The following is a 25,037-nucleotide window of genomic DNA, read 5'->3' on the forward strand; positions in this document are numbered from 1 at the left end:
GCAAACTTATATAAAGTTGCCTATCCGGGCAAATACTTATTCCACTCGGGGCAAATACTTATTTGTGTGGTACACGCAAACGAGCGCATTGTAATCACTTTTTGTCTTTTGATTTTGGCCTCAGGCCTGCCGTCATCTCTCCCCCAACGCGACCAGCCGATAGCACAACCATGAGGGCGACGATATGTAATCGTTTGAAATGCCCGGGATGCCCCAAAAGCTATCGTTCGTGAAGGAGCACTCGGAATGCCGCCCTGAACCAAGCGCTGTTTAGATGATCTGAGACCCCTTTGGTCACAAAAAACAATTGATCACCGGGAAGTTCGGGGCCGGCAGCTATCGAACACCCAAGTCCCAAGGGCAGGAGATCAGTCCGACGATGAAGAGAGGAAGTCGACTATTGTTGTGACAACGTTGCCGGACATAACCACAACGACCTTAAGGAATTCTTAAGGTTTAGAGGCAGAGAGTGTCTCGAGCCTGGGTGGCTTCGGCAGAGGTATACCCGCTACCTTAAAATTTTGAGGTCTGAAAAAAAGCCCTCCGTCCCCACATCGACCCATAAGCCAATGGCTCCCGAGTGCCCGGCGCCATGCTTTAGGTCGTTCACTATGAGAGCGGGTTCTTTGCTGCCATTTATAAATAACCTTGCCTGCTGACCTTTTACAACGATCTTCAATTTGATCCATTCATTTAGCCCCATATCGGCATAGGACTCATACTGTTCCGGGGCCTCCTTGCGGAGCCGGCTAAATTTGTAGTCGGGATAAGAGAAGTATTGTATCGAATGATTCCTCCTCACTTGATTGCTGTCTCTTCCATTCGCAGGGCGGATATAGATGCACTCAAATTTTGAATGATCCTCATTGATCCGAAAAGCCACTCCAATAAAGCCACGCGCAAGTTCAGGTGCATTTGCCTGGAGTTTGCTGAGCACCATCACCTCGATCACGCCGTCCTTGAACGCCACCCCGTTCAGCCTGACAAAGGTAGGTTCATCAACTTCTTTGACAACCGAATCTTTTGTCACCCTCACAACCCTTCGGTTCTTCAACGTCTCGACAGACATCGACACGTTGACGCCAACCAGTTTGTCTTTCGTGAAGGGGAAGGTTTGCGCGCTCAGCCTCATGGAGCAGAGCGCGCAACAAACCAATGTAATCAGAGAAAAGGCCTTCATTTCATAGCAGAAGAAGTTTTACGCAGGTAAGCCGCCGATTTGTTGCATCAATCCCATCATATCGGGCATGCCATGCTCTTCAATAAACTGTCCATTCGAAAGACGATAGAAGTTCATGGCCTGCACAGCAATTGATTTCCCGGTGGGGGGAACACCAAAAAAAGATCCCCGGTGCGTGCCGCGCATCACGAAACGAGCCGCAACTTTATCACCCTCAACAATGGTCTCTTCCAATGTCCATTGAATATCCGGGAAACCGCTTCTCATCATGCCAATGATCGCCAGATATCCTGCCGGGCCCTGCATGGGCTCGGGTCGCCCGGGAACATGGAATTTTGCATTCACGCTAATGAGTTCCTCCGCCAAATTTTCGTCGGCCGTATTGATGACTCAACGAAACGGTTCATGACGAGTTTATTTTTTTCTGTTGACATCATTTTTTTACCCTGTAGTTTGTTCTTTAAATCAGACCCAAGCATTCTAAACTTTTGCCCCTACTTCGGCTAACGTGACGACTTTACCGAGCGCGCCGAATTCATGAAGGTCTCCAAAAACCTCAATGCGGATGGACTGATCAATGCCCCCAACATGCACGGGATCAAAGCCGCTGTCGGTAATCAATTCCTCGATCTTGCCACTAACACCCGCGTCATCCGACGCATAGAACAAGACGGCGGCATCGGGCTTTTTCCAGGCGGCAGCCGACAGCGAGCCTGCGCTTAAGGTGCCCAAAGCCTTCACCAGTTTTGCACCGGCCGGCAACAACCCCGCGATGATCTCTCCTGCAGATTCCTTTTCGCCAACGATCTTCTTGAATCCTCCATTACCGTCGGGAGCAATGGGATTGGAAGGATCGACAATGATCTTGCCCTTAAACTCCGAACCCCGGCTGCTCAACAACTCCTTGATGGTCCCAAACGCCACGGCCAAAACAACAATGTCGGCTTCTTTTATCGCGTCGGAAACTTCCAGGGCCGTTGCTAATTTTCCGGCTTGCTGGGCAAATGATCTTGCATCCTGAATTTTCCGGCTGGCGACGATCACGGGCCGGTTTCCCTTGATCAAATTGGTAGCCACTACTTTGCCAATGTGTCCCAGGCCGATGACGGCAATTTTTGATGTGTTGGTTGACATAATTTTAAATTTTTTAATGTTGCTGTTTGTGATTGATGACACAAAGCAACAACACCCTGCACGGTCGCCCAATGATCAAGGTTAAGAAAGCGCGTTGACCTGGTTTAAGAAAAAGTATTGATCTAGATTAACCCCGCTTCGCTCACCCCTTCGCCATTTTGCTGCGGATACGACTTAAGAATTCGGGCGTAACGCCCAGGTAGGACGCGATTTGCACCTGCGAAAGGCGCGTGAGCAGGTGCGGGTAGGTTTCCTGAAAGGACTGGTATCGCTCCTCCGCCGTCGAGCTGAAAAGTTGAGACAACCGCTCTTGCTGGACCATAAAACTATTTTCCAGCAACACCCGGAAGATGCGATTGAAATGCTGCCCATTTAAATAGAGGTCGACCAAATCGTTGCGGGTAATGCGAAGTACCACCGTTTCCTCCAGCGCATCGATGTCAAGCTTTGACGGCGTCCCCTTGTGAAAACTCGCCAGGTCCTGGATCCAGTGGTTCTCGGTCGCAAATTGAAGAATGTGGATAGCGCCTTCGTTGTCCACCTGGTAGAGCCGCATACATCCGCGGACAATAAAGTTGAAATACTGGCAAACGTCACCGTGCTGCAACGCATATTGTTTTTTCAAATAAAGGTGCGGATGAAATTTTGACAGGACGAGTTGCTTCTCCTCCGGCGTGATCGGCAAGATGCCGTCGAAATAATCGAGCAACGGTTGAATGGCAGCATGGTCTGTTTTTGCGTTCATCTGACGGAGTGAAGATTGAAATAGGAAACCGAAAATCGCCCGGTTACTCCTCTAAAGTATGAAAAGTTAAATTCAATTTGTCCATCTTTAGGTTAAATCAAAATGCTAATTTGTCAAGCCTTGCCCGCGAACATTAAAAACCCGTAAAATTTTCTCCCATGACGGCAGACCTGATCCAAGTCATCGAACAATTGATCAGCCTTACTCCGGCTGAAAAGAAGTTAGTACAGGACCTGTTCAAAGAAAAAATATACAAGAAGGGAGACTTCTTTTTAGCGGAAGGCGACACCTGCAAACACGTTGGCTTTATAACAAAGGGCATCGTGCGCTATTACATCAACGACGAAGGCGAAGAAAAGACTTATGGCTTTTCCAAGGAGAATGATTTTGTTTCCAACTACGAAAGTTTCGTACCCCAAACTCCCTCCCAGCAGATCATCCAGGCGCTGGAAGATAGCGTCCTGTTGGTCATTTCGCGAAACGACTTGCAGCAGTTCTACACCCATATCAAGGAGGGCGAGCGTTTTGGACGGCTGGTCATCGAACAGGTTTTCATACAAACCCTAAAAGAGCGAAACTCCTTTTACACCGACTCCCCGGAGTTCCGCTACGAAAAATTTATCCAACAACATCCCGATTTGCAGCAACGACTCTCTCAATATTATATAGCCTCCTACGTGGGCGTAAAACCACAATCCCTCAGCCGGATCCGAAAAAGATTATCCGTGTCCTGATTTATTAACCTGGGTGCATCAGATTCCGTGGCGTGGCGATGAATTTTGTATCAACAAAAAAATTCATCACCCATGAAAAACATCGCAAAACAAACAACTTTCTGGATTACCCTCCTCTCGGGCCTCGGCCTGTTATTCATCGGCCTGAGATTCTTCCTGGATCCCCTTGTCGCCGAAACAGACTTTGGCATCAATACCCTGACCAACGGCGACTACTCTTTTCAGTACATCAAAGGAGCACGGGATTCTTTCTTCGGACTCATTATTGTCGTCCTGTTGTGGCAAAAAGAATGGCGTGCTCTAGGCCTTGTCCTGCTGCCCGGAGCCATTGTCCCCGCGGCCGACTTTTGCATTGTTCTGTCGCAACCCGGTTTTACCGCCAGCCATTTGTATCCACACCTCACGGCCGTGATCATCTGCGTGGCCTGCGGAGCTTACTATATCACCCACTCTAAAAAAGCGAACCCATGACACTTTTCAACATCGTGCTGATCGTGCACTTCGTCGCCTTCCTGTTTTTTCTTGGACAACTGGCGGTGTTGTTTCCCCTGCAAGACAAGCAACTCCACAAACAGACGATATTTTTAGGAGTCACCATTTTAATTACCGGCCTCATCCTCGTCGCGCTAAAATATCCTCATGTGAATCTTTACAAGGTCATTCCAAAATCCGTTCTCTTCCTGATCATCTCAACCTTTTGCGGGGTCTACAGCGGCAAGCCCTTGCCAAAGAAAATTTACTGGACCCTGATCACCCTGACCGTAGTGGCGAGTTTGATTGCTGTGTTCAGAGTATAGCGAAGTTATGGACGTTATGGAGCCGGTGATAACGCAACCCCAGCTATGCGCACGAGTTATGATCTTAATTTATAACTCGTGCTCCTTCCTCCCCCGTCGTCTTTTTCCAGGATCCCTTTTTCCATGAGATCTTGGATATCTCTCAACGCCGTATCCGGGGAACATTTGGTGATCTTTGCCCATTTCGAAGAGGTGAGCTTGCCCTCAAATCCGTCCATAAACAGATTGAGCATTTTTCGCTGCCGTTCGCTGAGGGCAACGGACTGATGTGACTCCCAGAATTTTGCCTTGTGAATCACACCCGACAAGTTCTCTTCCGATAGCGCGATGGCCCGATCCAGACAATCGAAAAACCACAACAACCACCGGGTGATATCGAGGTTCCCCTTCTGTGTTTTCTCCAGCACTTCATAATAGATATTCCGCTCCCGCTGAATTTGAGCCGACATGCTGTAAAAGCGCTGCCGGCTTCCATCCGCCCTTGCCAATTGCATATCGGCGATGGCCCGGGCGATGCGGCCGTTGCCGTCCTCAAAAGGGTGAATCGTAACAAACCACAAGTGCGCTATGGCCGCCTTCAGCACCGGGTCCAACGGAGTCGTCGCATTGAACCATCGGAGAAAGGCATCCACCTCAACATCGAGTCTTGCCGCCTCGGGCGCTTCATAATGAACACGTTCTTTCCCCATGGCGCCCGACACTACTTGCATGGGCCCGTTGGCGTCGTCTCTCCAGGCCCCTACCCGAATTTTATGCATCCCACTTCGGCCCGTGGGAAACAGCGTGGCATGCCATCCAAAAAGCCGGTCGTCGGTGAGCGCCTCTTTATATTTTTGGGTGGCATCGAGCATCATCTCCACAATGCCTTCCACATTCCGGCTCACCACCACCTCCCCGGCAATCTCAATCCCCAACCGCCTGGCAATCGAAGAGCGCACCTGGTCGGCCGGCAATTTCTCACCCTCGATCTCGCTCGATTTGATAACATCCTGCGTCAATGTTTCCAGCGTCGCCTCCTCGCGCAACCGAAAACCCAGCCCCTCCAATTTCCCGAGCAGCCGCCCCTGTTTATGCCGCATGGCCGAAAGCGGCAAAATGATCTTCTCATCTTCCCATTCGAAAGCCGGCCACTCTTTTGACAGATGGATATATTTACTCATTCTCCGCAAATTATGCGGTAAATAACGCCATTATTCGCCGCATTTCCAATCTATTCTCCGCGCCTTTTGCGGAGAATAAGGGGCGTAATCTCCGCATTTTGAGGATTTCTCTTGAAATTGTCGTTAAACCGTTCGGCCAAGCAGAAACCGCTGACGCATAACCTCCCTAAACCCCTCCTTTTCTTTGCGTTACCCCTAGGGTTCCCGTGAAGCGCGGGCTGCCGCGAATCTTTTAGTGGTTTTTGTCCCTCACTTTTTCTACTGAGGGCCGGGACGCGACGACAAACTTCTGTCAGTTTATTCGTTCTTAACCCTTGCATCCCGCACCAATTTTCGCAGATTTGTACGCTTAAAAACAACCTACAGACATGAAGAAGTTCGAAGAATTGAAGACCCTGATTGCATCTTTGGAAGATGATATGGATAAGTTCTACAACAAGCAAAATGGTGCCGCCGGAACGCGTGTAAGAAAAGCCATGCAGGATTTGAAATCACTGGCGCAAGAAATCAGAACAGAAGTTCAGGAAGCAAAGAACAAGGAGTCGTAGTACGTCCCCTTTAAACTCTGTGATTTTGAATGGCTTCACTAATGCTTCATTGGTTTAGCCATTTCATTTTACTGTCGCTCCCGGATGCTCATCCATGAGGGAGTACAAAAGAATATTGAATGGAGTGGTGACTACTTTCTTTGTCACGATTCCAGACACATCCGCTACAATTCACGGAATAGCCACTCGCAACGGTCCGTTTGAACTTGATCCGGTTACAGACGGGTTAGCTGCTAAAAGAAGTTGTGTTGCTGAGGGGGATCGTAACGGTCACTGTCGTTAGCTCATCGGGTTGGCTTTCAATAGCAATAGAACCGTGCAGGATTTCGAGGGCTTTCTTCACCATGAATAGTCCCAATCCATTGCCTGTTGATTTCTGTGATCCCCTGTAAAACATTTCGAAAATCCGATCCTTCACACTCGCGGGAATACCGACCCCGTTGTCTGTGGTCTTAATGATCAGATATTGATTTTTCAAATAAAACACACATTTAACAAATGGATTGCGTTCACCCCGGAACACAATACTGTTATCCATTAAATTCAGAACAATGTTATTCAGTAACACGGGGTCGCTCGAGATGGGTTCGTTTATCTTATTTTCGATCTCTATGTTTACGATGTTGCTGCTGTTGTCCAGTTGAAATTTTATGGACTGTATAATTTCTTCGATGTTAATGATTTCAGTTCTGCGTTTGTACCGAAAGAGTGCACCGGTATCATTCAGCCGATGCAGGAGCCGCAGCATTTTGCTTGCCGTACGCTCCATATTCTCGAAGTAAGTATTCAAATCATCCTGGTGATTTTGCATCTTAGCGATCTGCGCCAACCCCAACAGCGAAGTGATCGGGCCCCGCAGATCGTGACTGGACCGATACAAAAATGTGTCCAGCCCTTTATCGGTTTCGATGAGCCTGTCGATGGTTTGCCTCAGTTCTTCCGTCTTATTTTCCACCAACATTTCGAGATTCGCATTCACCTGGTGAAGCGCCTCGTTTACTGAATTCACTTCCTCATAGGCGTGCTCCAGCTTTTCGTTCTTGTCCTTGATTTCTTCTTTTTGAGTCTCGATCAATTGTGTGCGTAATTTTACCAAATGCTCGAGTTTCCGCTTTTGTTTTAGCAAGAACCGGGTCCTGATGTGAATGATCGCCAGTATGGATAACAGGATGAAGCCTGCAAACCCGATCTGGACGGCTGCCCGCTGATGCCACTTGGGGATGACAATAATTTGAATGCTGGCGGCGTGGTCATTCCAATACCCATCGCCGTTTGCCGCACTCACCAGTAACGTGTATTCACCCGGCGGCAGGTTGGTATAGGTTGCTGTTCGGTTTTCCTGGATCGTGTTCCAGTCATTGTCAAACCCTTCCAGGTAATACCGGTACTCATTTTTTTTGGGGAACCTATATTCAAGACATGCAAACTCGATCGAAAAAACATTTTGATTGGGTTGAAGGGTAATTGTTCTTGACTTCGAGATACTCTTCGTCAGGATCCCCGATCGGTCGTTGATTCCAACCGCGTCATGAAATAAAGTGAGGCGGGTGAAAACAACACGGGGCTTACTCTGATCATCGATCACGCGCTCGGGGCGAAAAACATTTAATCCATTTGTTCCTCCGAAGTAGTACTCCCCTGTTGAACTCTTGAGTTTCGCGCCCTCGTTATATTGAACCCCTTGCAATCCGTCGGCAATCGTGAAATTGTAAATTTTCCCGGAAGCCGGGTCAAATTTATGAAGGCCATCAAAAGACGTGAACCATATTTTTCCCGAACCGTCCTCCAGTATGGACGGTATATTTTTTTCCTGGAACTCCGGGATCACATCCACGGCGGCAAATGTTTCCGGATCAAACCGGATCATTCCTTTGTTGTCGGTTCCGACCAGGAGTTTCCCCTGCGCATCCCGTTCAAATTCCAGGATCTCGTTCGTGGGCAGACTTGAAGGATCTATCCTGGAGCTTAAGAATGATCGAAAGGTTCCGGTCTGAGGATCGTAGCGATGGATTCCCGCCAATCGGGTACCCATCCACACGTAGCCGCGCTTATCTTCGCGCATGCAAAAGACCGATGCGGTGTTGGTGGTGATCGGGTTTCCGCCCGGGATCGTAAGGACTTTGAAAGTTTTAGTTTGCGGCAAAAATTCATCCAATCCGCCCAACTGCCCGACAAAAATTCTTTTGTTATGATCTTGCCACAAGGACCATACATGGTTCGTGCTGATGCTCGTGGTGTCCTTGGGATTGTGGAGAAAATGCGTAAAGGTGTTGGTCTTTGTGTCGAGATAATTCAAGCCACCGGCATAGGTTCCGATGTAGAGGTTGTTTTTGTCGTCCACCAGCAAAGACTTGGCAACATTGGTGCTTAGACTTTTTCCGTTCGCTGGGTCGTGCAAGTACGTTGTGAAGGCTTTGGTTTCCGGATCAAATTTGTACAAGCCGGCGCCATCGGTTCCAATCCATATTTTTCGATCATGATCTTCTGCGATGGCCAGGACAGAGTTCTTTCCAATGCGTTCCATACTGGCATTGAAGAATCGATAGTGTTCAAACCGCGGTTGACTGCCGGATATGAATAAAAGGCCGGCGCCAAAGAGCCCGACCCAATAATTATTTTGTTCATCGATAAATATTTTTTGAATACCCGCATTGTCAAGGATCCTGTTTTCGCGGGCCAGTATGATGTTAAATTTTTCGTCGCCAATATATCGATAGAGCCCCGCCCCGTCGGTGCCAACGAGCAGCGTCCCCTGGCGATCGATGCCGAGTGTGGCGATGATGTCGTTACCCAGCGAATACTTTTTTTGACTGTGTGTGAAATGGTCAAAGGTCTCGTCCTGCTCATCTTCTAATCGCAGCACGCCACCGCCATTGGTTCCAATAAATATGGCACCCGTGGAGTCTTGCACAATGCCGACCGTTAACGCAGAAGTCAATCCATCCGGGGTTTGGCGTTGTGCGATGGTCTTTTCGATGCCCGCTTGACCGAGGATACTGATCCCCTTGGCGGTGCAGGCCCAGATCTTTCCATTCCGGTCCTCGAGCAAGGCGTTCACCGCATTGTCTGCTAATCCTGTACCATCCGGATCATGGTAGTACTTTGTTATCGCAAGAGTCTGAAGATCGATCTTGTTCAACCCATAGTACGTTCCCACCCAGAGCTGATGCCGCCTATCTTCAAGAAGACAAAGGATAGTGTTCTGGCTGATAGAATTTTCTTTCGAATCGTTCGTCAGGAAATTCTCAAAGGTTTCGGTTTCATCGTCGTAGAGATTGAGACCGTTGTAGGTCCCGATCCAAAGCCGGCCTTTGCTATCCAGCAAGAGGCTTCGGATCACATCATTGCTTATGCTGACAGAGTCTTTGTCGGAGTGGTTGAATTTTATAAAAGAATATCCGTCAAAACGGTTAAGGCCGTCTCCCGTTCCCACCCAGACAAAGCCCTCTTTGTCTTTGATGATGCAAGAGACATTGTTCTGTGACAAGCCATCTTCGGTGGTAAAGACGTGGCTATAGACTAAAGCCGGCTGGGTTGACGGTTGTTGTCCAAATCCGGAATGCGGTGACCATGCTCCAATAATCAGGATCCCTGCAATCGTCCAGAATTTGGGCGGCCAGTTTAAGATCTGCGCCAAAGACATATCTTAATATCGGCAAATAATGGATGACATCAAACAATCAGAATCCAATGATCTAAAGTAAAAAATTGGGCCAATTTCCGTACATAACCTGACGGTCACCGTAGCCACACCATGAAATACGCACGAAAAAAAATAAGGGAAGTATATTGGCTCTACGATGCCTTTGATTTTCGATGTGCAACTTCAGGAGGTTAAAAACTGATCACCCATAACAAATGGTGAGTACAAAAACGGATTTCTGAGAACTTAATAAAAAAATCATTATTGAGATTGCATTTATAAACGGCCTTTGCATATCTTCGAGCCGCACTCTTTCAGACAGCGTCAACAAAGTTGGAGGTCATATTTTTCTGCCATTGCTTGGCATACTCGACGAACAGGGGTGTAAAAATTCGATAATCACTTTTTAATCCAGCCATTATTTGTCAATTATAATTCACCTATTAAAAAAGAAAATTTTATGCGTTACCTAATCACTCTATTCTTGATTACAGTCCTGTCGGAAGTTGTTTTGGCGCAATGGAGCACGACGAATCCAATCTATACTGCCAGTAGTGTAGGGATCGGGACCAATACCCCCTTCTATAAATTTGATATTAATGTCGGTACGATTTCCGTGCCAACCACTGGGCTAGCGGTCTACAGAAGCAACGATCCGAATCTGGGGATAAGATTAATGGCCGGTACAGGGGATAACGCAACCTATTCTGCTTATAACGGCGGTATCGGCAGTTGGTATGGAATTGGATTTTACTGCAATCTAGACAACCAGACGCGGGGTGTTTTTAATGTTCGGGATGGAAGTTTCACCATGACCGGTGCTTTAAGATCGAATGATGGCGCCTTCACTGGCAAAGTTGAAGTCGGCCAAGACGGAGCCGCGGCAACAATGATCTCAGGCCCAGCATTTAGTGGGGCCATTCAAATCAAAACGCATAGCGCTATCGGTGGGCCTACAGCTCGCTATATCCGATTAGGCTTGAAAGACAATTTGGGAGTATTTACATCGGTTCTCGCCATTGGTGATGACGGGAACGTCGGCATTGGAACCCTTCTGACATCAAATCCGAATGGTTACAAATTGGCCGTCAATGGCAAGATTGGCGCAAAGGAAGTACAAGTCGAGAATACAAGCTTGACCTGGTCGGATTATGTTTTTGAAAGTGACTACAAACTTATGCCATTAACGGAGGTGGATAAGTTTGTTAAAACATACAAGCATCTCCCCGAAGTGCCGTCAGCAGACGACATCAAAGCAAACGGGGGGCACAACCTGGGCGAAATGGATGTCTTGTTGCTAAAGAAAATCGAAGAGTTAACGCTCCATTTGATCGAGCAAAGTGCAAAAATTGAGAAACTTGAGGCCGAACTCAATGCCGTAAAAAGCAAATAAAATTTCTCAGTGGGTTGCCTTTAAATTTGGATCAAAACAAGGTACTCCGATTGCCGTGGAGGCTAGGGCAAACATGCTGCTGGCTTACAACAACGACTGATATGCTCGCATAACAGTCGTTGTTGTAAAGACCTCCATGACTTGCCGTTCCGAACAAATGCCGACCCCAAACGCGGAAGCAATCCATCCGGGGTTTGGCGTTGTGCGATGGCCTTTTCTATGGTGGTATGACTGAGGACACCGACCCCTTGCGGGTGCAGGCTTAGATTTTTCCATCTGAGCCCTCAGGCAAAGCGGTCACAGCATTGTCGGCTAATCGTGCACCATCCGGATGATGGTAGTACTTGTGATCTCAAGGGTTTGAAGGATCGACCTTGTTCAACCCAAAGTACTTTCCAACCCAGCGCTGGCCCTAACTTATTCCGTCGCACGGATTGATTCCACCGGGTTAGCTACCAAGGGTTTGATGATTCCAAGAGAGACAATTACCAATGTCAACGCCATTGAAAAGGCGAAAACCGTCAAGCATAAGAAAGGATTAATACCCTCCTGAAAGACATAGTTCTCAAAATAGTTTGTCATGAAAAGAATGCTTGGAACAGCTGCTAACAAGTTTCCAATCACTACCAAAATAAAGAACTCCCGGGAGAGCAATGTCCAAATGTTGAAGCCATTCGCTCCGAGAACTTTTCTAATCCCGATCTCCGCCTTTCGCTGACTCACGATAAACAGCGTTATGACGAGCAAGCACAATGCGCCGATCGCAACCGAAAAGATCATACAGATCGTCGAAAACTTCTGGATCAAAACATCGGATCGATACATGCGGTCATACGCATCGTCCAAAAAGTAGGGGTCGATGGGTACATCAAACAAACTTGCCCAAAGCGACTTTATGTCCGACACGGTCTGTGGGTTGTCGTTGTTGCCACTCAGTTTGACCACCAGGTATTTGTCTACAAAGCCATTGAACATGATCATGGGCTCAACCGCCTCCTGGAGCGATCCGTAGTTGAAGTCTTTCACCACACCCACAATCGTTCCGCTTCTTCGTTGATGCTGGTAAGGAGATTGAAGTTCCATCCGCTCGCCGATCGGGTCATTTGTTCCCAGGAATTTCACAGCCGCTTCGTTGACAACAAATTCGGCGGCTGTGTTATCGTCTGGCTTCCGCTTGAATCCTCTTCCCTGCACCAACTGCATATTAAATAATTGAAGCATGCTGGTGTCGCCGGCCATGGCCTTGAGATAGATACCACCTTCCGGCTCTGTCGGATTCACCGCTCCTATGGACGTGAGGCGTGGGAAAGCAAATTTCAGCAGGGGAACTCTTTGTCCGGGTATGGAGTACATCGTAGCGGCGTCCAACACGGCAGGTTTTTTCAAGAGCTCGCTTTTGAAAAAATTGTAGTTCTCAGGATCGTTTTTTTCGTAATTGTCCCGGCCTGCGATGATTTGATCGGGAACCGGAATGATCAGCATGTTTTCTTTGGTGAGCCCGATATTTTTTTCACTCACAAAACTCAGATGCTTCGAAACCGATAACGTGCAGAAAACAGCGACGGCCGTCACCATGTATTGTGTCAAAAGTAAACTCCTTTGAAAAGTCAACCTGGGCTTGCCCGCGTGCGTGCTGGTCAACATTCGGGTCTTGAGACTTTTCAGGGCTTCTACTTTCGAAAGCGATATTGCCGGATACAAGCCCGCCAGCAAACTGATGGTGACATAGGCCAGGAGGATGAGCAAATCCAGGTCGGGATTAAAAACATCAGAAGCCTTCAATGCGATATCGAAATAGTCATTGAACCAGGGGAGTGTCAGCAATGTCAACAGGATTGAAATAACCAGCGCCATAAAGGCGACGGCAAAAGATTCGACCAACGTACCTGCGAAAACGACCGCCCTGCTTGCACCGGAGATCTTATTTATTCCTATCCACTTGGCGCGCTTTACAAAAAGCGCTGTAGAGAGGCTTATGTAATTTATGGTCGTCATCAGTAGCACAAACACCAGGATCACGAAAAGGGAATACTCCAGAACCTTGTTGCTGTTCTTTTCGAGTTCCCTGTCGGCGGTGTTTCCATTCAGGTGGATTTCTGTCAAGGGCTTAAAGATGATAGCACATGCATTGCCGTCTTTTAATTTCACGTCATAGCCATATGACTTCGGCAGATCGTGATTCACTTTTTCTGCGAATCTATCCACATCCACATCCTCGTTGAGTTCGATGTAGGTATAGAACATGTTGTTCGCCTGAAAGTCAACCGAGATGAATGAATTTGTAAAAACGTAGTCGAAATGAAAATGAGAGTTTTCAGGCATGTCCTTGATCACTCCACTCACCTCCCAATCTTCGCGCGCCCGGGTGAGCATCTTCCCGAGGGGCATCGTTTCTCCAAATATTCGCTTCGAAGCAGATTCCGTAATAACAACTTTGTTCTTGCCGGTCAAGGCCGTTACTGGATCTCCATAAATAAATTCAAAATTAAAAAATGTAAAAAATGTACTGTCCGCCCGGATAAAGCGGTCCGTTGCAAAACGGCTATTTTGATAAGAAACAAAATCGATCCCCTCGGGCCTGACAAAGGAGGTACTGTTTCTTAACTCTCCATAATCTTTTCTCAGGCTCGGAAGTAAAAAACCTGTAGCCGGTGCTTTGTGCTGGACCAGCCCGTTTTTATTCCATTTTTCTTCAAGGCGGAATTTTTGACCAACGTTCTCGTGATACGTGTCGTAATTCCTCTCCTGGTGAAGGAAAGAGTACATCAAAATAAACAAAAGGAAACCGATGGCCAGCACGCCAACGTTCAAGCTGGCATACAACTTCTCCCTGATCCAGAAACGGAAAGCGAATTTTAAATTGATCAAAAACATCTGAAGTTCACAAAATAGCATATATGTTCATCGACCTAAAAGAAGATTTACTAGAGCACCCATAAGAATTGCAAGCGCGTAGCTAAGCATTGTTCCAACTAAGACATACTCTGTCTCCTTCTTTTGGCTATCAGCAAATCTTAAAATCGATTTACCTGTGATTAGGAATCCTATCGCTTCGTATTGATTTAACAGAACCAGTGTATAAATGATTATTCTCTCGAATATTCCGATTAACCTGCCGCCCCGCTTTACATTTTCACCGCTGCTTTGCTGTATAAGGTCTTGTGTTGAAAATTTAATTAGATAACTGCAAGGACCAATACAAAAAAGGTATCCCAGGGCGATAAGCATTACATTGAAGGAAGTCCAAAAACTCAACGACACTTCAACCATTCTCACCCATCCCGAAATAACATAGAGCCAGCCCATGATAATGACCAGTATATGTAAGAGTTGATCTGCTATAAAAAATGACAGATCTCCCTTCTTATCAAGTTTTATTTTTAAATAATCAATTATCAGGTGCGTTATTGTAATTACAACTGCCACCACTGGATAATCCCAAATGGCAATCCAGGTCAATGCACAAACCATAGCGATGTGCTTATACAATCCCCACGCACGTAATCCTTTTGCCTTTTTTTCCTCCACCCATGAACTACGTTGAAGTACAAAGTCTGCCAGTATGTGTGCTGTCAATAATTTAACAAGAATAATAGCTTGGTCTTGATCAAATAGCTCCATCATCGTTCGATTTTGTTAGGAACATTTTCCTCAAAATACGCAATCATCTTCTCCAGTGCCGACCAGCTTGCCCCCTTTAGTCTTTGGTTCACCGCTGATGGGGTTGCTCTTAACTGTGTATTGGCTATTTCAATTTGGCTATACCCCAGAAGACTATAATAAATAACCTCGGCTTGTGAGGCCGTCCACTTATTGACAACAGCATCTATGAGTGCCCATGAAGCCCCCAGTTCCTTATTGAGTTTTTCAGAGGGCGTATCGATCGCCAAGTTTAAACCTGGCTTTTTCATAGAGTCAATTAGTCGACCTGACCGATGGAAGGCGTCTCCATCTGATTCCATGAGTTTGTTTGCCAGCTTAGTAATCGTTCCTACACCAACAGCAAGTCTTAGGTCAGTAACATCAAAAGCCGAATCAAGAAGGACTTTTTTTGCTTTGATATTTACCTTGATTCTCGTGGGTTGATTCATACGAGAAAGACTTCTTAAAAGAAGAACCACCCGTAATGCCTTTTCAGGTTTGCCCAAAGCCCCCTGAAAGCTATCCCCTCGGTACATTTCGAAGTTTCGAATAATTCCTAAAGATTTTTCTTTTTTTAAGCGTTCAAAGCCTTCTTTGAGGTGTTTAAGATAGCTGTCTCGCTTCTTTTCAGGCATTTTTGTAGAACCTATTATATCCCCATTAATCACAGCATATAGCGCCATACCCAGCCATTTTATAATACCAAGATACAGAATTATCTTAATTAAGCCTATAACCTTAATCTCTAATAATTAAGCCTATAACCTTAATCTCTAATAATTAAGCTTATAACCTTAATTTGTATATATTAAGCTATTAGCCTTAATCATTATATCCTGACTAACACTATCTCCAAAACTTCCAATTCCACTTCCCTTATCATCAGAATTTGCATCTATACATCAATATACTTTCGACAATTCTTCTTCAACCCCTGCGCGTCAGCACTAAGTTTTATATCTGTATAGCTCTATATCACTATGTCCGAGAAACTCCTGAGCAGTTTAAATCAGATTCGTTGAAGGCTCAAAACACGAAAGCCGGCCAGAATCATTCTGACCGGCTTTGTGATTCGATGGACTCAAAAAGTAATCCCGCCGGGAGTGCCTTCAATGATCGCCAACCTATCAAAGTTGCAAGAAGCATTCCAGGACCATCCGTTGAGGCGATTTACTGTGGTCTTACCGGAACAATGAATTTAACATCTGAGAATTCAAGGACCACATTAATGCCGCCGTCGGCTTCGACCATGGAGATGGTGTACTGCTCAACCGGAGTGGTCAGGTGCTCTACCGGGACTTTCGTGTGTAGAACGTCCAAACTATAGTCGGGCTCCATGGCGCCCCACTTGCCGAGCTCTGAATTCAAAGCGATGTCGAATGAGTCGGGTCCTGGAACGGCATACATTCTATAGGTACCGGCCTTAACAGCCTGCCCGTTAAAATCTACATCTTTATTCACCGTGATTTCGGTTGATTCATTTGCACCCAGGCGCCAGTATTTTCCATAGGGCTGAAGCGCATTTTGTCCTTCGGTCCCAAAAATTAACCGCCCACGAACGGAAGGCCTGGCATACGGTATGGAAACGGTGAGGCCATTGACGGTCAATTCAGTCTTTCCCGAAGGGCTTAAGGTACGGTTCCGGTAATTGAGATAGGCAAAGCCAATGGCAAGCAACACGACGAAAGCCACCACCCCAATGATTATTTTCTTTTTCATGTTTATGAATTTTAAAATTGATTTTCAGCAATAAAGATAACATCTTTAGGTTGACAGTCCCCGTCGTTTTTGTGTTTTCATTCAGACCGGGGCCGCGAAATTTTTACTTTGGTTAGCGTGAGACACAGTAGCGGAAACAAATTGTCGAACCATTTATAATTCTCTATATTCGGAAGTAATTTATTCGTATTCATCAAATATTCCCCGTCATGCATAAAAACGATAAAATGAAAAGCGACTCTTCGCGAAGAAAATTCATCAAACAAAGTCTGGTAGCGTCCTCCATTTTTATTGTGCCGCGGCACGTACTGGGAGGTGTTGGTTTCACCGCGCCGAGTGATCAACTGGTCCTTGCTGCGATTGGCGCCGGAGGAAAAGGCACCAGCGATATCAAGAACGCCTCGGTAAACGGACGTGAAAGAATCGCTGCGTTATGTGACGTCGACTTTTCAGGTTCTGCGAAACGCTCTGTGGAAAACTTCCCGAAAGCAAAGTTGTACAACGACTACCGCGTCATGCTCGAACAGGAAAAGGATATCGATGCCGTGACCATTTCCACACCCGATCACGTACACGGACCGGCAGCCTCATTTGCCATGCAGCGCGGGAAGCACGTATATGTTCAGAAACCCATGACGCACAACATCCGCGAGGCGCGCATGCTTACCAAGATGGCCCGCGATAAAAAGGTAGTGACACAGATGGGGAACCAGGGCGGGTCGAATCCCTTGCACAGCATGATTCAACGCTGGATAGATTCCGGAAAGCTTGGGAAGATCTCGAAAGTACAAATTTGGACAAATCGCCCGGTTTGGCCTCAGGGCTTCGCCATGCCTGCGCCGGATGAAAGTAAAAAACCAAAAGATCTCTATTGGGACCTTTGGCTCGGGCCGGCAGAAATGAAACCCTACACACCCAACCTTCATCCCTTTAACTGGCGCGGCTGGTGGGACTACGGCACGGGTGCGCTAGGCGACGTAGGCTGTCACCTGATCGATATCCCGTTCCGGGCACTCGGACTGAAATATCCCACGGATGCGGAATGCAGCGTGAGCTCTATCTATTCGCAAATGTGGACACCCGATTATCATCCGGAAGGATGCCCTCCTTCATCTTTCATTACCCTTCACTTTGCGGCAACCGAAAAAAGCAAAGCTCCCATTGAAATGACCTGGAGCGATGGTGGCATCAGGCCATCACGACCGGAGATCATTCCTGCCGACAAGGACTTTGGCGGCGCCAACAGTGCCAATGGCGTTCTCATCATCGGTGAGAAAGGTCTGATCACGACAAACATCAACGACAGCTCGCCGATGATGCCGAAACTCTACCTGAATGACGGCACAACGGAGTTCGGCCCCGAGACCGGTTCTACGGACGAGCCGGAATATGGCCACCAGCGGAAATGGGTTGAGGCCTGCAAAGCCGGCTTTGGCAGCAAAGAGCACAAGGGCCTGACGTCATCGTTCGACTATGCCGGACCGATGACGGAAACGGTGTTGATGGGTAACCTTGCCATCCGCAGCTACATGTTGAGAAAACAAACGGGCGACCAAATGGAATTCTACGGCCGCAAGAAGTTGTTGTGGGACGGAGAAAACATGAAGATCACCAACCTGGAAGAGGCCAATCAGTTTGTAGGAAGAACCTATCGCAAAGGCTGGGAAGTGTAGCCGGACCGTTTCGGACGACACGATGATATCCAAAAAATGAACTGTGCCAGCAATACCTGCTGGCACAGTTCATTTTACAGATCCAGCCAACCAGCCGGCAATGGTCTTCGCTGACCCCCGCGTCTCTTTGCCGGTCAACTATTTCAATCCTAACTATTCGAATCGAAATATTCATGTATCGTGTCTAACGAATATGACTTCAGGAATTTTTCCTTGTCCTCATACCGTTCCTTAAGGATCCCTTGTGCGATTTTTGTGGTTTTAATGGCCGTCTTCGTCTCCCCTTTTCCGAGTTCCCAGGCAGCCTCCCAATATTTAGCCAGATACCTCGATCCTCTCGCCAGCGTGTCGATGGTCTTGTCACCATAGGCTTCCCACAATGCCTTTACTCCAGCAGCTTTCGAATCGGATACGACGGCATCATAATAGGTGTCGTTGATTTGCTGTGGCGTGATCTGGGTCATGGTAACATCGAGTAAGTTAATACAAGCTTGTGCAGCCTCATCCGGACTACCAATGGAAGGGATTTTATTGAACTTCTTTTTGGAGGCGTGTTGCGCGGTGATCCGGTCATTTAAACTGTCGACAATTTCCACCCTGTTCTTGTCTATCATTTTTGTTTCGTAGGCAGAGTGGACACCTTCTGTTTCCGGCCTTCCATCTCCGTTGGTTATTTTGGAACCATGAAGGGGCTGACAACCGTCTCCAATATAATGCCCCAGTACTCCCGCGGCTGCCACAAATCCAACCGTATCATTATTCTTCAGGTAGTTAACCATTTCCATAAAGATCTGTTTGACGCGGAAAGGCAACAGACCGCGCTCTTTCATTTCCGTATGGTCTGTTTCATCATAAAAAGCCTGCCAAAACTCAACGGTGAGATTCTCTTTCTTTTTACTGAGCTCGAGAAGACTTTTGCCGTCGCTCTCCCTTGTCAGATCCACATCAGCATAATGATTTGGATTTTCGTAGGGGAATCGACTTATCCCGGAAACCCTGGCTTTAAAAACAGTATCCGGAACATCCACCAACGGCGTGAAATTGTCGGTCGACTTGTTATAGTCTTGCTGCTTTATCGCTGCGTCGTCATATGAAATATTATCCGCGTTGTTCTTCATCAGCCTGTATAGCTTTGGATATTTTTTTCTATTTAAAGCAAATACGGCACGGTTGCCAATGGTGTAGTGACCGCTTTCTCCCCAGGAATAGTCCAGGTCTATGTTCCAACCTCGCACTAACTCAACATCGAGCTCCCTGCATATGGAGCTAAGACAGCTGGATAGGGAATAGGCATAACCCAACTTATCGCTGGCGTTCTGTAGGAATGCGTGCTGCCCCCAATGCAGGGCAATGGGCTGTAGTAAGTCGTGATCGTCTTCGTCCTTGGATTCCAGTAACCAGACGGAACCACTGTCGCCATGGTGTACTTCCAGATCCTTTCCATTTCTTCCAGCGATGAGAAATTCGCTCACATATTCGGCACCTCCAACCGTCTTATACCGGTAAAACAAACCCAGTATTTCACCCTTGAGCACGCCGCTTACAGCGCCACGAGCCACTACATTTCCAGAAATGGAATCCGTTATCACGCCGTTTGCCTTGCTATGTTCAGCAATTATACCCAGCGAAAGGTTCAGGGTATTAATTTCAAACATTTCGTCCATCCTGGGAATGTCCAGAATTTCAGTTTTCCATTCGTTGACGTTTGAAATTTCGATCAAGCCGGTATCACAACTCACCAATTGATTGTTGGATTCCCATCCTTTGTATAAATCATTAAATGGAATTTTGCCAATGGAGTTTCCACTACTCTTCCCGATACACGTTTCCTTGCTCCCAAAAAGCGTCTTGATTTCTTGTCCCGCCTCGCCGGCTACGTGCCGGTTGGTTAAGGCATAATAAGTGTGTCCGTCAGTAACAATACAACCCGCCGAGGCGACCTTGGTGATTCCCTGCGATTGAATGAGTAGCGGAAACCCTCCCCCCATCAGGCCCTCCGGAAAGCGGATCTTGTTAATATCGATTTTTTCTTTCTCCAGGGAAACCTTTGGTGCCACAACGGTACAAATCGGAACGACCCGCCCATCGGGCATGTATATCGTCTTGGGAACAATGTCGGATGCTCCCCGCTTGATCAGGTCCTCTTCTGTCTCCCAATGCTTCACAAATACCAGGATACAGGGCCAGGAGATATCGATAACCATGCTATTGGACAAGGTCCGTTCGTCTCTCTGTTTTGAGTTCATTTTACTGCCCTGACCTTTTTCCCGGTCAATGAATTTTCCATGGCTATCAATATCCGAATGCCGGATCAGATATCGGCCGATTGCCGTAGCCACGACATTTCTTTTGTTAATTAAATGGACATGAAACATGTCGCGTGCATCAACGAGGTCTTTTACAGAGAGGTGATTAAAATTGAATTGTTTTGTGGTTGACATGGGTGGGGAGGTTTTATTGAAACGATAATTTTCGAAATTTCATACCCGGAAGCTTAAGAAGCCTTAAATGGAAAAAGCCCACCTGGCTATTGCTTTGGGCAATAGCCAAGATGGGCTCTACTCTAAGGTAGAAAAAAAATTGGAATAAACGCCTGTTTATTTAGAGGCTGAGTCAACCATGACCTGACGCTATTTTTTCCCAAGCAATAAACGCACCTGCGATCCCCAGCCACCAATCATCAAATCCAACACAGCGTCACCGTTCACGTCCCCCACGGCGATACCCCAGCCGCGACATACCGTTATGTCCGGAATTACTTTGCTGGTTACGTTGGTGAATACGCCCTTACCATCGTTTTGCAAAGCCTGCACCTGAGCGGCTTCGAAGGGCGGTGTTTTAATAGCGCTTAAAATAATATCCGCGTAACCGTCGTGGTTAAAATCTACAACGGTACCCGAATAACTGGATAATGTTTGTGCCGGAATTCTTTTGGCTGTTTCATCTCTAAAATTTCCCTTGCCGTCATTGATCAGCAGACGGGCTGTAGGATCTTTATCCCATTCACCGCCGTTATTGGTAAGGTTAACAAATAAAATATCCGCATGTCCGTCCCGGTTAGCATCAAACACCAACACATCGCGGGTATGCAGAGGTACCAACAGTTCAAGTTTTTCCGGGTGTTCTGTGAACTTTCCCGTGCCATCGTTAAAAAACAAACGATTCGGCGGCACTTCATTACCTACGACCATATCCAGTTTGCCGTCGCCATTCAGATCAGCCAGTTTCACCGCCTGCGTTTGGTCGTCAATAGCGGGCAGCCCGCCGGTTGTATGATCCATAAAGTACCCGGGCTTTTTGGGGTTGTTGATCCATAAAAAATTCTGTGCTTTGGAACCGGAATTGCCGATGACAATATCGGGGAGCCCATCGCCATTCACATCACCCACGTCCAGGCCATTGGCTTCACTCTTCGCCAGCAGACGGTCACTTACATCAATAAAAGTACCGTCGCCTTTGCCCAGGTAATACTCGTGTGTCTGGTCGTCTTCCGCGACAAAAATAACGTCGGCTATACCATCCTTATTAAAATCGGCTATACGCACATGTTCTGAATCGTGATTCGCCTCCGTAAAAGCGCCTTTCTTCCACGTAAATTTTCCTTTCCCATCATTCAGGTATAAACGGTTGGGTTCCGATTCCAGCGCCAGTATCGCATCCAGGTCACGATCTCCATCCACATCCAGGAAAGCGACATCCAGCGCATGCTCTCTGCCGTCGACGGGTATATGCGTTGCCGTGACATCTTTAAACCAGGCCGTTTCATTTGTTTGGGCTTTTAAGGCCAATGAAGTTGCACAGAGCAGACAACAACCCAACCCCGTTGATAAAAGATTTCTAAAATTTCTACTCATTTTAATTTAAGATCCAGATAAGCGTTTGGAAGATCAAGTCAATATCCAGCAGTCGTCATCTCATCGAAAAGCCTTGCCTGGCTGATACGCAGCGCCTTCGCGATGATAGGGAAATGTGTTTCCACATCCAAGTCATAAACATAGGTTTCAATGTTTTTGGTGGTTAATGGTGACTGGTTCATTTCGAGTGCCTTGGAACCAGTTTGAATGTTGAATCTCTTTGTGATTCGATGACCGCTAAACGCACAAAAGCCGGTCAGAATCATTACATTCTGACCGGCTTTTTATTCGTGGACTCTGAAAGCGATCCCCCTAGGGCCACATGTTATTCATTCATCGCGCAGGGACTTGATGGGATTGGCAGAGGCGGCACGGAAGGCCACGATGCCTACCGTTACCAATACAACCGTCATGATGACAAAGACGCCTGCCAGATAGGGGAACACTCCCGGCTCAATGCGATAGGCGAAGTTGGCCAGCCATTGCTTCATAAAATAATACGAGACCGGCGCGGCGATCAGAAAAGCGATCCCGATGAGGTACATGAATTCCTTCGAGAAGAGTGCCATGATGCTGCCCACACTGGCACCCAACGTCTTGCGGATGCCGACTTCCTTCGTCCGGCGCGCTGCCATAAAGGATACCAAGCCGAGCAGCCCGATCGATCCGATCAGGATGGCCACTACGGAAAAGATCGAGATCAGGCGGGACGTTTTCCGTTCGGCGTCATAGAACTGACGGATCGTGTCGTCCAGGAAGGTGTATTCGAATACGTAGTTTGGAAAGGTCTGCTTCCAGACTTTTTCAACGCCCTGCATAGCCGCTTTCACATCCGCTGTCTGGAGCTTCACGGCCCCGATATATGAAACATCAATGCCCGTCATCATGATCAGCGGCGCGATGACCTGGTGCAGCGACTCGCTGTGATAGTCTTCGATCACACCGGAGATCATCGCATTCCGGCCCCACATCGACACCGGCATGCCTACAGCATCCTGTGCGCTTACGCCCATGGCCCGTGCAAAGGCCTCGTTGACGATAAAACCGGTGACGGAATCTGAAGAAGCCAGATCCTTGCCGGCGACTAACTTTAAGCGATAAGTTTTTAGAAAATCCGGGGCGATGAACTTCACCCCTGTTTCGGCCGTGACCTTCCTTCCGTCTACGACCGCGTCAAAATCGCCACTCCACTTGTTGCCACTGGTTGCGCCCGTGTTGCTCATGGTCGAACTTTCTACACCGGGTATGGCGTCGAGGCGGCCCATCAGGTCGCGGAGGTTGATCTTTTCCCTTTCGGGGATCTCGAATTCAATGACGGCAGACGTATCCAGTCCCATGGGCTGATTGGCAAAATAATCCAGTTGTCTGGCGATGATGATCGTGGCAATCACCAGCGTCTGCGAGATCACCAGTTGCACACCGATGAGCGTGCGGCGAAGGCTGAGGCGTTGGCCGGCGTTTCCCGTGAGCTTGCTTTTCAGCGCATCGACCGGTTTGTAGGCCGCGAGTGCCATCGCCGGATACAATCCTGCCGCCAGCGTGATGACAAAGGGAACGCCCAACAGGAACAATCCCGTTACCGGATCGGTGAAAGGCTCAAACCGGAGTTTGAATCCCAGCACCGGCGAAAGACTTGCCAACACAAGATCAATGACGCCGGCGCAAACGACCGTTGCCAGGACAGTGATCAGAAAAGTCTCACCGAGAAACTGAAGCACGATATCCTTGCGCACACCCCCCAGTACTTTGCGCACACCCGCCTCCTTGGCGCGGCTGATGATCAGCACGGTGTTGAGGTTGATGAAATTGATACAGGCGGTGGCGAAAAGCAGAAATCCGATCAGGGACAGGGTCAGCAACTTCGCCGACGACACGGTCCGGTTGTTGAAATTCTGAAACCGCGTATCGAAGTGCACATCACGCAGGCGCTGAAGAAAATAGAATCGGCTTTCCCCGGTTTCCTTTGCATCGCCGGAAAAGTATTTCATGTGCCATGTTTTCATTCTTTGCTCCAGGTCGGGCTGGCTGACATGCTCCGGCAATTTCACATAGCAATTCAGTGAAGCCGAGGTAGACCCCCAGTTGTCCCATCCGTGCTTGTCCGCGCCGAGGCGGTTTGAAATGAAAACGGTAAAGGGCAGGTCCGTATTCAGTGGTGGATCCTGCACAATGCCGCTCACCGTGAGGTCGAACTTGTTGTTGCAGCTGATCACCTGGTTCAACGCCGGCGCATCACCGAACAACTTTCGTGCTTCACTTTGGGTGAGCACCACGGTTTTCTCACGGGTTAACGCATCGGCAGGATTGCCCTCAATCCATTGATAAGTAAACATTGAAAAATAATCCGGGTCTGCATAGGCGACCTTCGTTTCCTTGAAAAGTTTCTTCGATCCGTTCCTGTCGACAATGCCGAACACGGGCGGTGTCTCGTTGGCGTCGACCATGGTCACGCCGGCAAGCTCGGGAAAATCATTTCTGATGGCTTCAGGAAGCGGATACGTGATGCCCGCAGTGAACCCGACCTGTCCATGTTCTTGCTTTTCGGTGACGATGCGATAGATGCGGTCTGCATCGGCATGGTAGCGATCGAAGCTCAGCTCAAAATGAATCGTCAACACAATGACGAGCGTGCTCACGATGCCGAGGGTCAGACCGAGCAGGTTGACCGAAGAGTGGAGTTTATTTTTCCACAGCGCCCTGAAGTTGGTGTGCCAGAAATTGTACATAAGCGAAGTTTACCGTGTTGCTTAAGAATCGTTCCAAACTTTCCAGGGCGGCGATCAGGGTCCGAATGAATACGTTTTGTTTTTGCCCG

20 protein-coding genes are annotated in these 25,037 nt (G+C 47.7%); 6 read left to right on the forward strand and 14 right to left on the reverse strand.

Features of this window, described 5'->3' with window-relative positions; genetic code table 11:
- Positions 1–508: 508 nt before the first annotated feature.
- The 4 genes from BUB30_RS10225 to BUB30_RS10240 form a co-directional block, all read right to left on the reverse strand.
- A complete protein-coding gene (locus BUB30_RS10225) occupies positions 509–1,180 on the reverse strand; it encodes a hypothetical protein (protein ID WP_073133336.1) in 672 nt (223 codons plus the stop codon).
- Positions 1,181–1,198: 18 nt separating this feature from the next.
- Entirely contained in the window at positions 1,199–1,567 is a 369-nt protein-coding gene (locus BUB30_RS10230; RefSeq protein WP_143164847.1) for an ester cyclase, read from the reverse strand.
- A gap of 93 nt (positions 1,568–1,660) precedes the next feature.
- A complete protein-coding gene (locus BUB30_RS10235; protein WP_262485790.1) occupies positions 1,661–2,356 on the reverse strand; it encodes an NADPH-dependent F420 reductase in 696 nt (231 codons plus the stop codon).
- A 100-nt stretch (positions 2,357–2,456) separates the two neighbouring features.
- Complete coding sequence (locus tag BUB30_RS10240) at positions 2,457–3,059, reverse strand: Crp/Fnr family transcriptional regulator (protein WP_073133340.1); 603 nt, start codon at positions 3,057–3,059, stop codon at positions 2,457–2,459.
- Between the two features lie 158 nt (positions 3,060–3,217).
- Here BUB30_RS10240 and BUB30_RS10245 point away from each other — a divergent pair, with 158 nt between their 5' ends.
- The 3 genes from BUB30_RS10245 to BUB30_RS10255 all read left to right on the forward strand — a co-directional run bounded on the left by BUB30_RS10245 (position 3,218) and on the right by BUB30_RS10255 (position 4,590).
- The gene (locus BUB30_RS10245; protein ID WP_073133342.1) at positions 3,218–3,793 is read left to right on the forward strand and encodes a Crp/Fnr family transcriptional regulator; all 576 of its coding nucleotides are present in this window, start codon (positions 3,218–3,220) and stop codon (positions 3,791–3,793) included.
- Between the two features lie 72 nt (positions 3,794–3,865).
- Complete coding sequence (locus BUB30_RS10250; RefSeq protein ID WP_073133344.1) at positions 3,866–4,264, forward strand: DUF4267 domain-containing protein; 399 nt, start codon at positions 3,866–3,868, stop codon at positions 4,262–4,264.
- The gene (locus BUB30_RS10255; RefSeq protein ID WP_073133346.1) at positions 4,261–4,590 is read left to right on the forward strand and encodes a hypothetical protein; all 330 of its coding nucleotides are present in this window, start codon (positions 4,261–4,263) and stop codon (positions 4,588–4,590) included. The genes BUB30_RS10250 and BUB30_RS10255 overlap by 4 nt, the downstream gene beginning before the upstream one ends.
- A gap of 56 nt (positions 4,591–4,646) precedes the next feature.
- Here BUB30_RS10255 and BUB30_RS10260 read toward each other — a convergent pair whose 3' ends face one another.
- Positions 4,647–5,750, reverse strand: coding sequence for a Fic family protein (locus BUB30_RS10260; protein ID WP_073133348.1), 1,104 nt, complete (start codon positions 5,748–5,750; stop codon positions 4,647–4,649).
- Between the two features lie 368 nt (positions 5,751–6,118).
- On the opposite strand from BUB30_RS10260, the gene BUB30_RS10265 reads away from it, so the two are divergent.
- On the forward strand, positions 6,119–6,298 hold the full coding sequence (locus BUB30_RS10265) for a histone H1 (protein WP_073133350.1): 180 nt from the start codon (positions 6,119–6,121) through the stop codon (positions 6,296–6,298).
- Positions 6,299–6,524: 226 nt separating this feature from the next.
- Here the strand turns inward: BUB30_RS10265 and BUB30_RS10270 are convergent, their stop codons facing one another.
- Complete coding sequence (locus BUB30_RS10270; protein WP_178377069.1) at positions 6,525–9,935, reverse strand: sensor histidine kinase; 3,411 nt, start codon at positions 9,933–9,935, stop codon at positions 6,525–6,527.
- A gap of 466 nt (positions 9,936–10,401) precedes the next feature.
- On the opposite strand from BUB30_RS10270, the gene BUB30_RS10275 reads away from it, so the two are divergent.
- Complete coding sequence (locus BUB30_RS10275; protein ID WP_073133353.1) at positions 10,402–11,334, forward strand: tail fiber protein; 933 nt, start codon at positions 10,402–10,404, stop codon at positions 11,332–11,334.
- A gap of 417 nt (positions 11,335–11,751) precedes the next feature.
- On the opposite strand, the gene BUB30_RS10280 is transcribed toward BUB30_RS10275, so the two are convergent.
- From BUB30_RS10280 to BUB30_RS10295, 4 genes are all read right to left on the reverse strand, one after another.
- Positions 11,752–14,202 carry an ABC transporter permease gene (locus BUB30_RS10280; RefSeq protein WP_178377070.1) on the reverse strand — a complete coding sequence of 817 codons (2,451 nt, stop codon included), beginning with the start codon at positions 14,200–14,202 and terminating at the stop codon, positions 11,752–11,754.
- Between the two features lie 33 nt (positions 14,203–14,235).
- On the reverse strand, positions 14,236–14,958 hold the full coding sequence (locus tag BUB30_RS10285; protein WP_084138008.1) for a DUF3307 domain-containing protein: 723 nt from the start codon (positions 14,956–14,958) through the stop codon (positions 14,236–14,238).
- Entirely contained in the window at positions 14,955–15,659 is a 705-nt protein-coding gene (locus tag BUB30_RS10290) for a hypothetical protein (RefSeq protein ID WP_073133356.1), read from the reverse strand. Before BUB30_RS10290 ends, BUB30_RS10285 begins: the two co-directional genes overlap by 4 nt.
- 487 nt (positions 15,660–16,146) lie before the next feature.
- Complete coding sequence (locus BUB30_RS10295; protein ID WP_073133358.1) at positions 16,147–16,695, reverse strand: DUF2911 domain-containing protein; 549 nt, start codon at positions 16,693–16,695, stop codon at positions 16,147–16,149.
- A 227-nt stretch (positions 16,696–16,922) separates the two neighbouring features.
- On the opposite strand from BUB30_RS10295, the gene BUB30_RS10300 reads away from it, so the two are divergent.
- Positions 16,923–18,368 carry a Gfo/Idh/MocA family protein gene (locus BUB30_RS10300; RefSeq protein WP_245804059.1) on the forward strand — a complete coding sequence of 482 codons (1,446 nt, stop codon included), beginning with the start codon at positions 16,923–16,925 and terminating at the stop codon, positions 18,366–18,368.
- Positions 18,369–18,517: 149 nt separating this feature from the next.
- Here the strand turns inward: BUB30_RS10300 and BUB30_RS10305 are convergent, their stop codons facing one another.
- The 4 genes from BUB30_RS10305 to BUB30_RS10320 form a co-directional block, all read right to left on the reverse strand.
- Positions 18,518–20,809, reverse strand: coding sequence for a Nal1-like putative serine protease (locus BUB30_RS10305; RefSeq protein WP_073133361.1), 2,292 nt, complete (start codon positions 20,807–20,809; stop codon positions 18,518–18,520).
- Positions 20,810–20,998: 189 nt separating this feature from the next.
- The gene (locus BUB30_RS10310) at positions 20,999–22,222 is read right to left on the reverse strand and encodes an FG-GAP repeat domain-containing protein (RefSeq protein WP_084138009.1); all 1,224 of its coding nucleotides are present in this window, start codon (positions 22,220–22,222) and stop codon (positions 20,999–21,001) included.
- Positions 22,223–22,260: 38 nt separating this feature from the next.
- Positions 22,261–22,488: a hypothetical protein gene (locus BUB30_RS10315; protein WP_073133365.1), complete on the reverse strand. Its 228-nt coding sequence runs from the start codon at positions 22,486–22,488 to the stop codon at positions 22,261–22,263.
- Between the two features lie 63 nt (positions 22,489–22,551).
- Positions 22,552–24,948 (reverse strand): ABC transporter permease, encoded by a 2,397-nt coding sequence (locus BUB30_RS10320; protein WP_073133367.1) that lies wholly within the window; start codon positions 24,946–24,948, stop codon positions 22,552–22,554.
- Positions 24,949–25,037: the final 89 nt, after the last annotated feature.

The organism is Chryseolinea serpens (assembly GCF_900129725.1).
Classification (GTDB): Bacteria; Bacteroidota; Bacteroidia; order Cytophagales; family Cyclobacteriaceae; genus Chryseolinea; species Chryseolinea serpens.

Bases quoted from the DNA above. Each gene is read 5' to 3' on its own strand.
- BUB30_RS10245 (WP_073133342.1), top strand. From the start codon at position 3,218: ATGACGGCAGACCTGATCCAAGTCATCGAACAATTGATCAGCCTTACT.
- BUB30_RS10255 (WP_073133346.1), top strand. From the start codon at position 4,261: ATGACACTTTTCAACATCGTGCTGATCGTGCACTTCGTCGCCTTCCTG.
- BUB30_RS10295 (WP_073133358.1), bottom strand. From the start codon at position 16,695: ATGAAAAAGAAAATAATCATTGGGGTGGTGGCTTTCGTCGTGTTGCTT.
- BUB30_RS10305 (WP_073133361.1), bottom strand. From the start codon at position 20,809: ATGTCAACCACAAAACAATTCAATTTTAATCACCTCTCTGTAAAAGAC.
- BUB30_RS10265 (WP_073133350.1), top strand. From the start codon at position 6,119: ATGAAGAAGTTCGAAGAATTGAAGACCCTGATTGCATCTTTGGAAGAT.
- BUB30_RS10320 (WP_073133367.1), bottom strand. From the start codon at position 24,948: ATGTACAATTTCTGGCACACCAACTTCAGGGCGCTGTGGAAAAATAAA.
- BUB30_RS10285 (WP_084138008.1), bottom strand. From the start codon at position 14,958: ATGATGGAGCTATTTGATCAAGACCAAGCTATTATTCTTGTTAAATTA.
- BUB30_RS10260 (WP_073133348.1), bottom strand. From the start codon at position 5,750: ATGAGTAAATATATCCATCTGTCAAAAGAGTGGCCGGCTTTCGAATGG.
- BUB30_RS10225 (WP_073133336.1), bottom strand. From the start codon at position 1,180: ATGAAGGCCTTTTCTCTGATTACATTGGTTTGTTGCGCGCTCTGCTCC.
- BUB30_RS10290 (WP_073133356.1), bottom strand. From the start codon at position 15,659: ATGGCGCTATATGCTGTGATTAATGGGGATATAATAGGTTCTACAAAA.
- BUB30_RS10275 (WP_073133353.1), top strand. From the start codon at position 10,402: ATGCGTTACCTAATCACTCTATTCTTGATTACAGTCCTGTCGGAAGTT.
- BUB30_RS10300 (WP_245804059.1), top strand. From the start codon at position 16,923: ATGAAAAGCGACTCTTCGCGAAGAAAATTCATCAAACAAAGTCTGGTA.
- BUB30_RS10250 (WP_073133344.1), top strand. From the start codon at position 3,866: ATGAAAAACATCGCAAAACAAACAACTTTCTGGATTACCCTCCTCTCG.
- BUB30_RS10315 (WP_073133365.1), bottom strand. From the start codon at position 22,488: ATGATTCTGACCGGCTTTTGTGCGTTTAGCGGTCATCGAATCACAAAG.
- BUB30_RS10310 (WP_084138009.1), bottom strand. From the start codon at position 22,222: ATGAGTAGAAATTTTAGAAATCTTTTATCAACGGGGTTGGGTTGTTGT.
- BUB30_RS10240 (WP_073133340.1), bottom strand. From the start codon at position 3,059: ATGAACGCAAAAACAGACCATGCTGCCATTCAACCGTTGCTCGATTAT.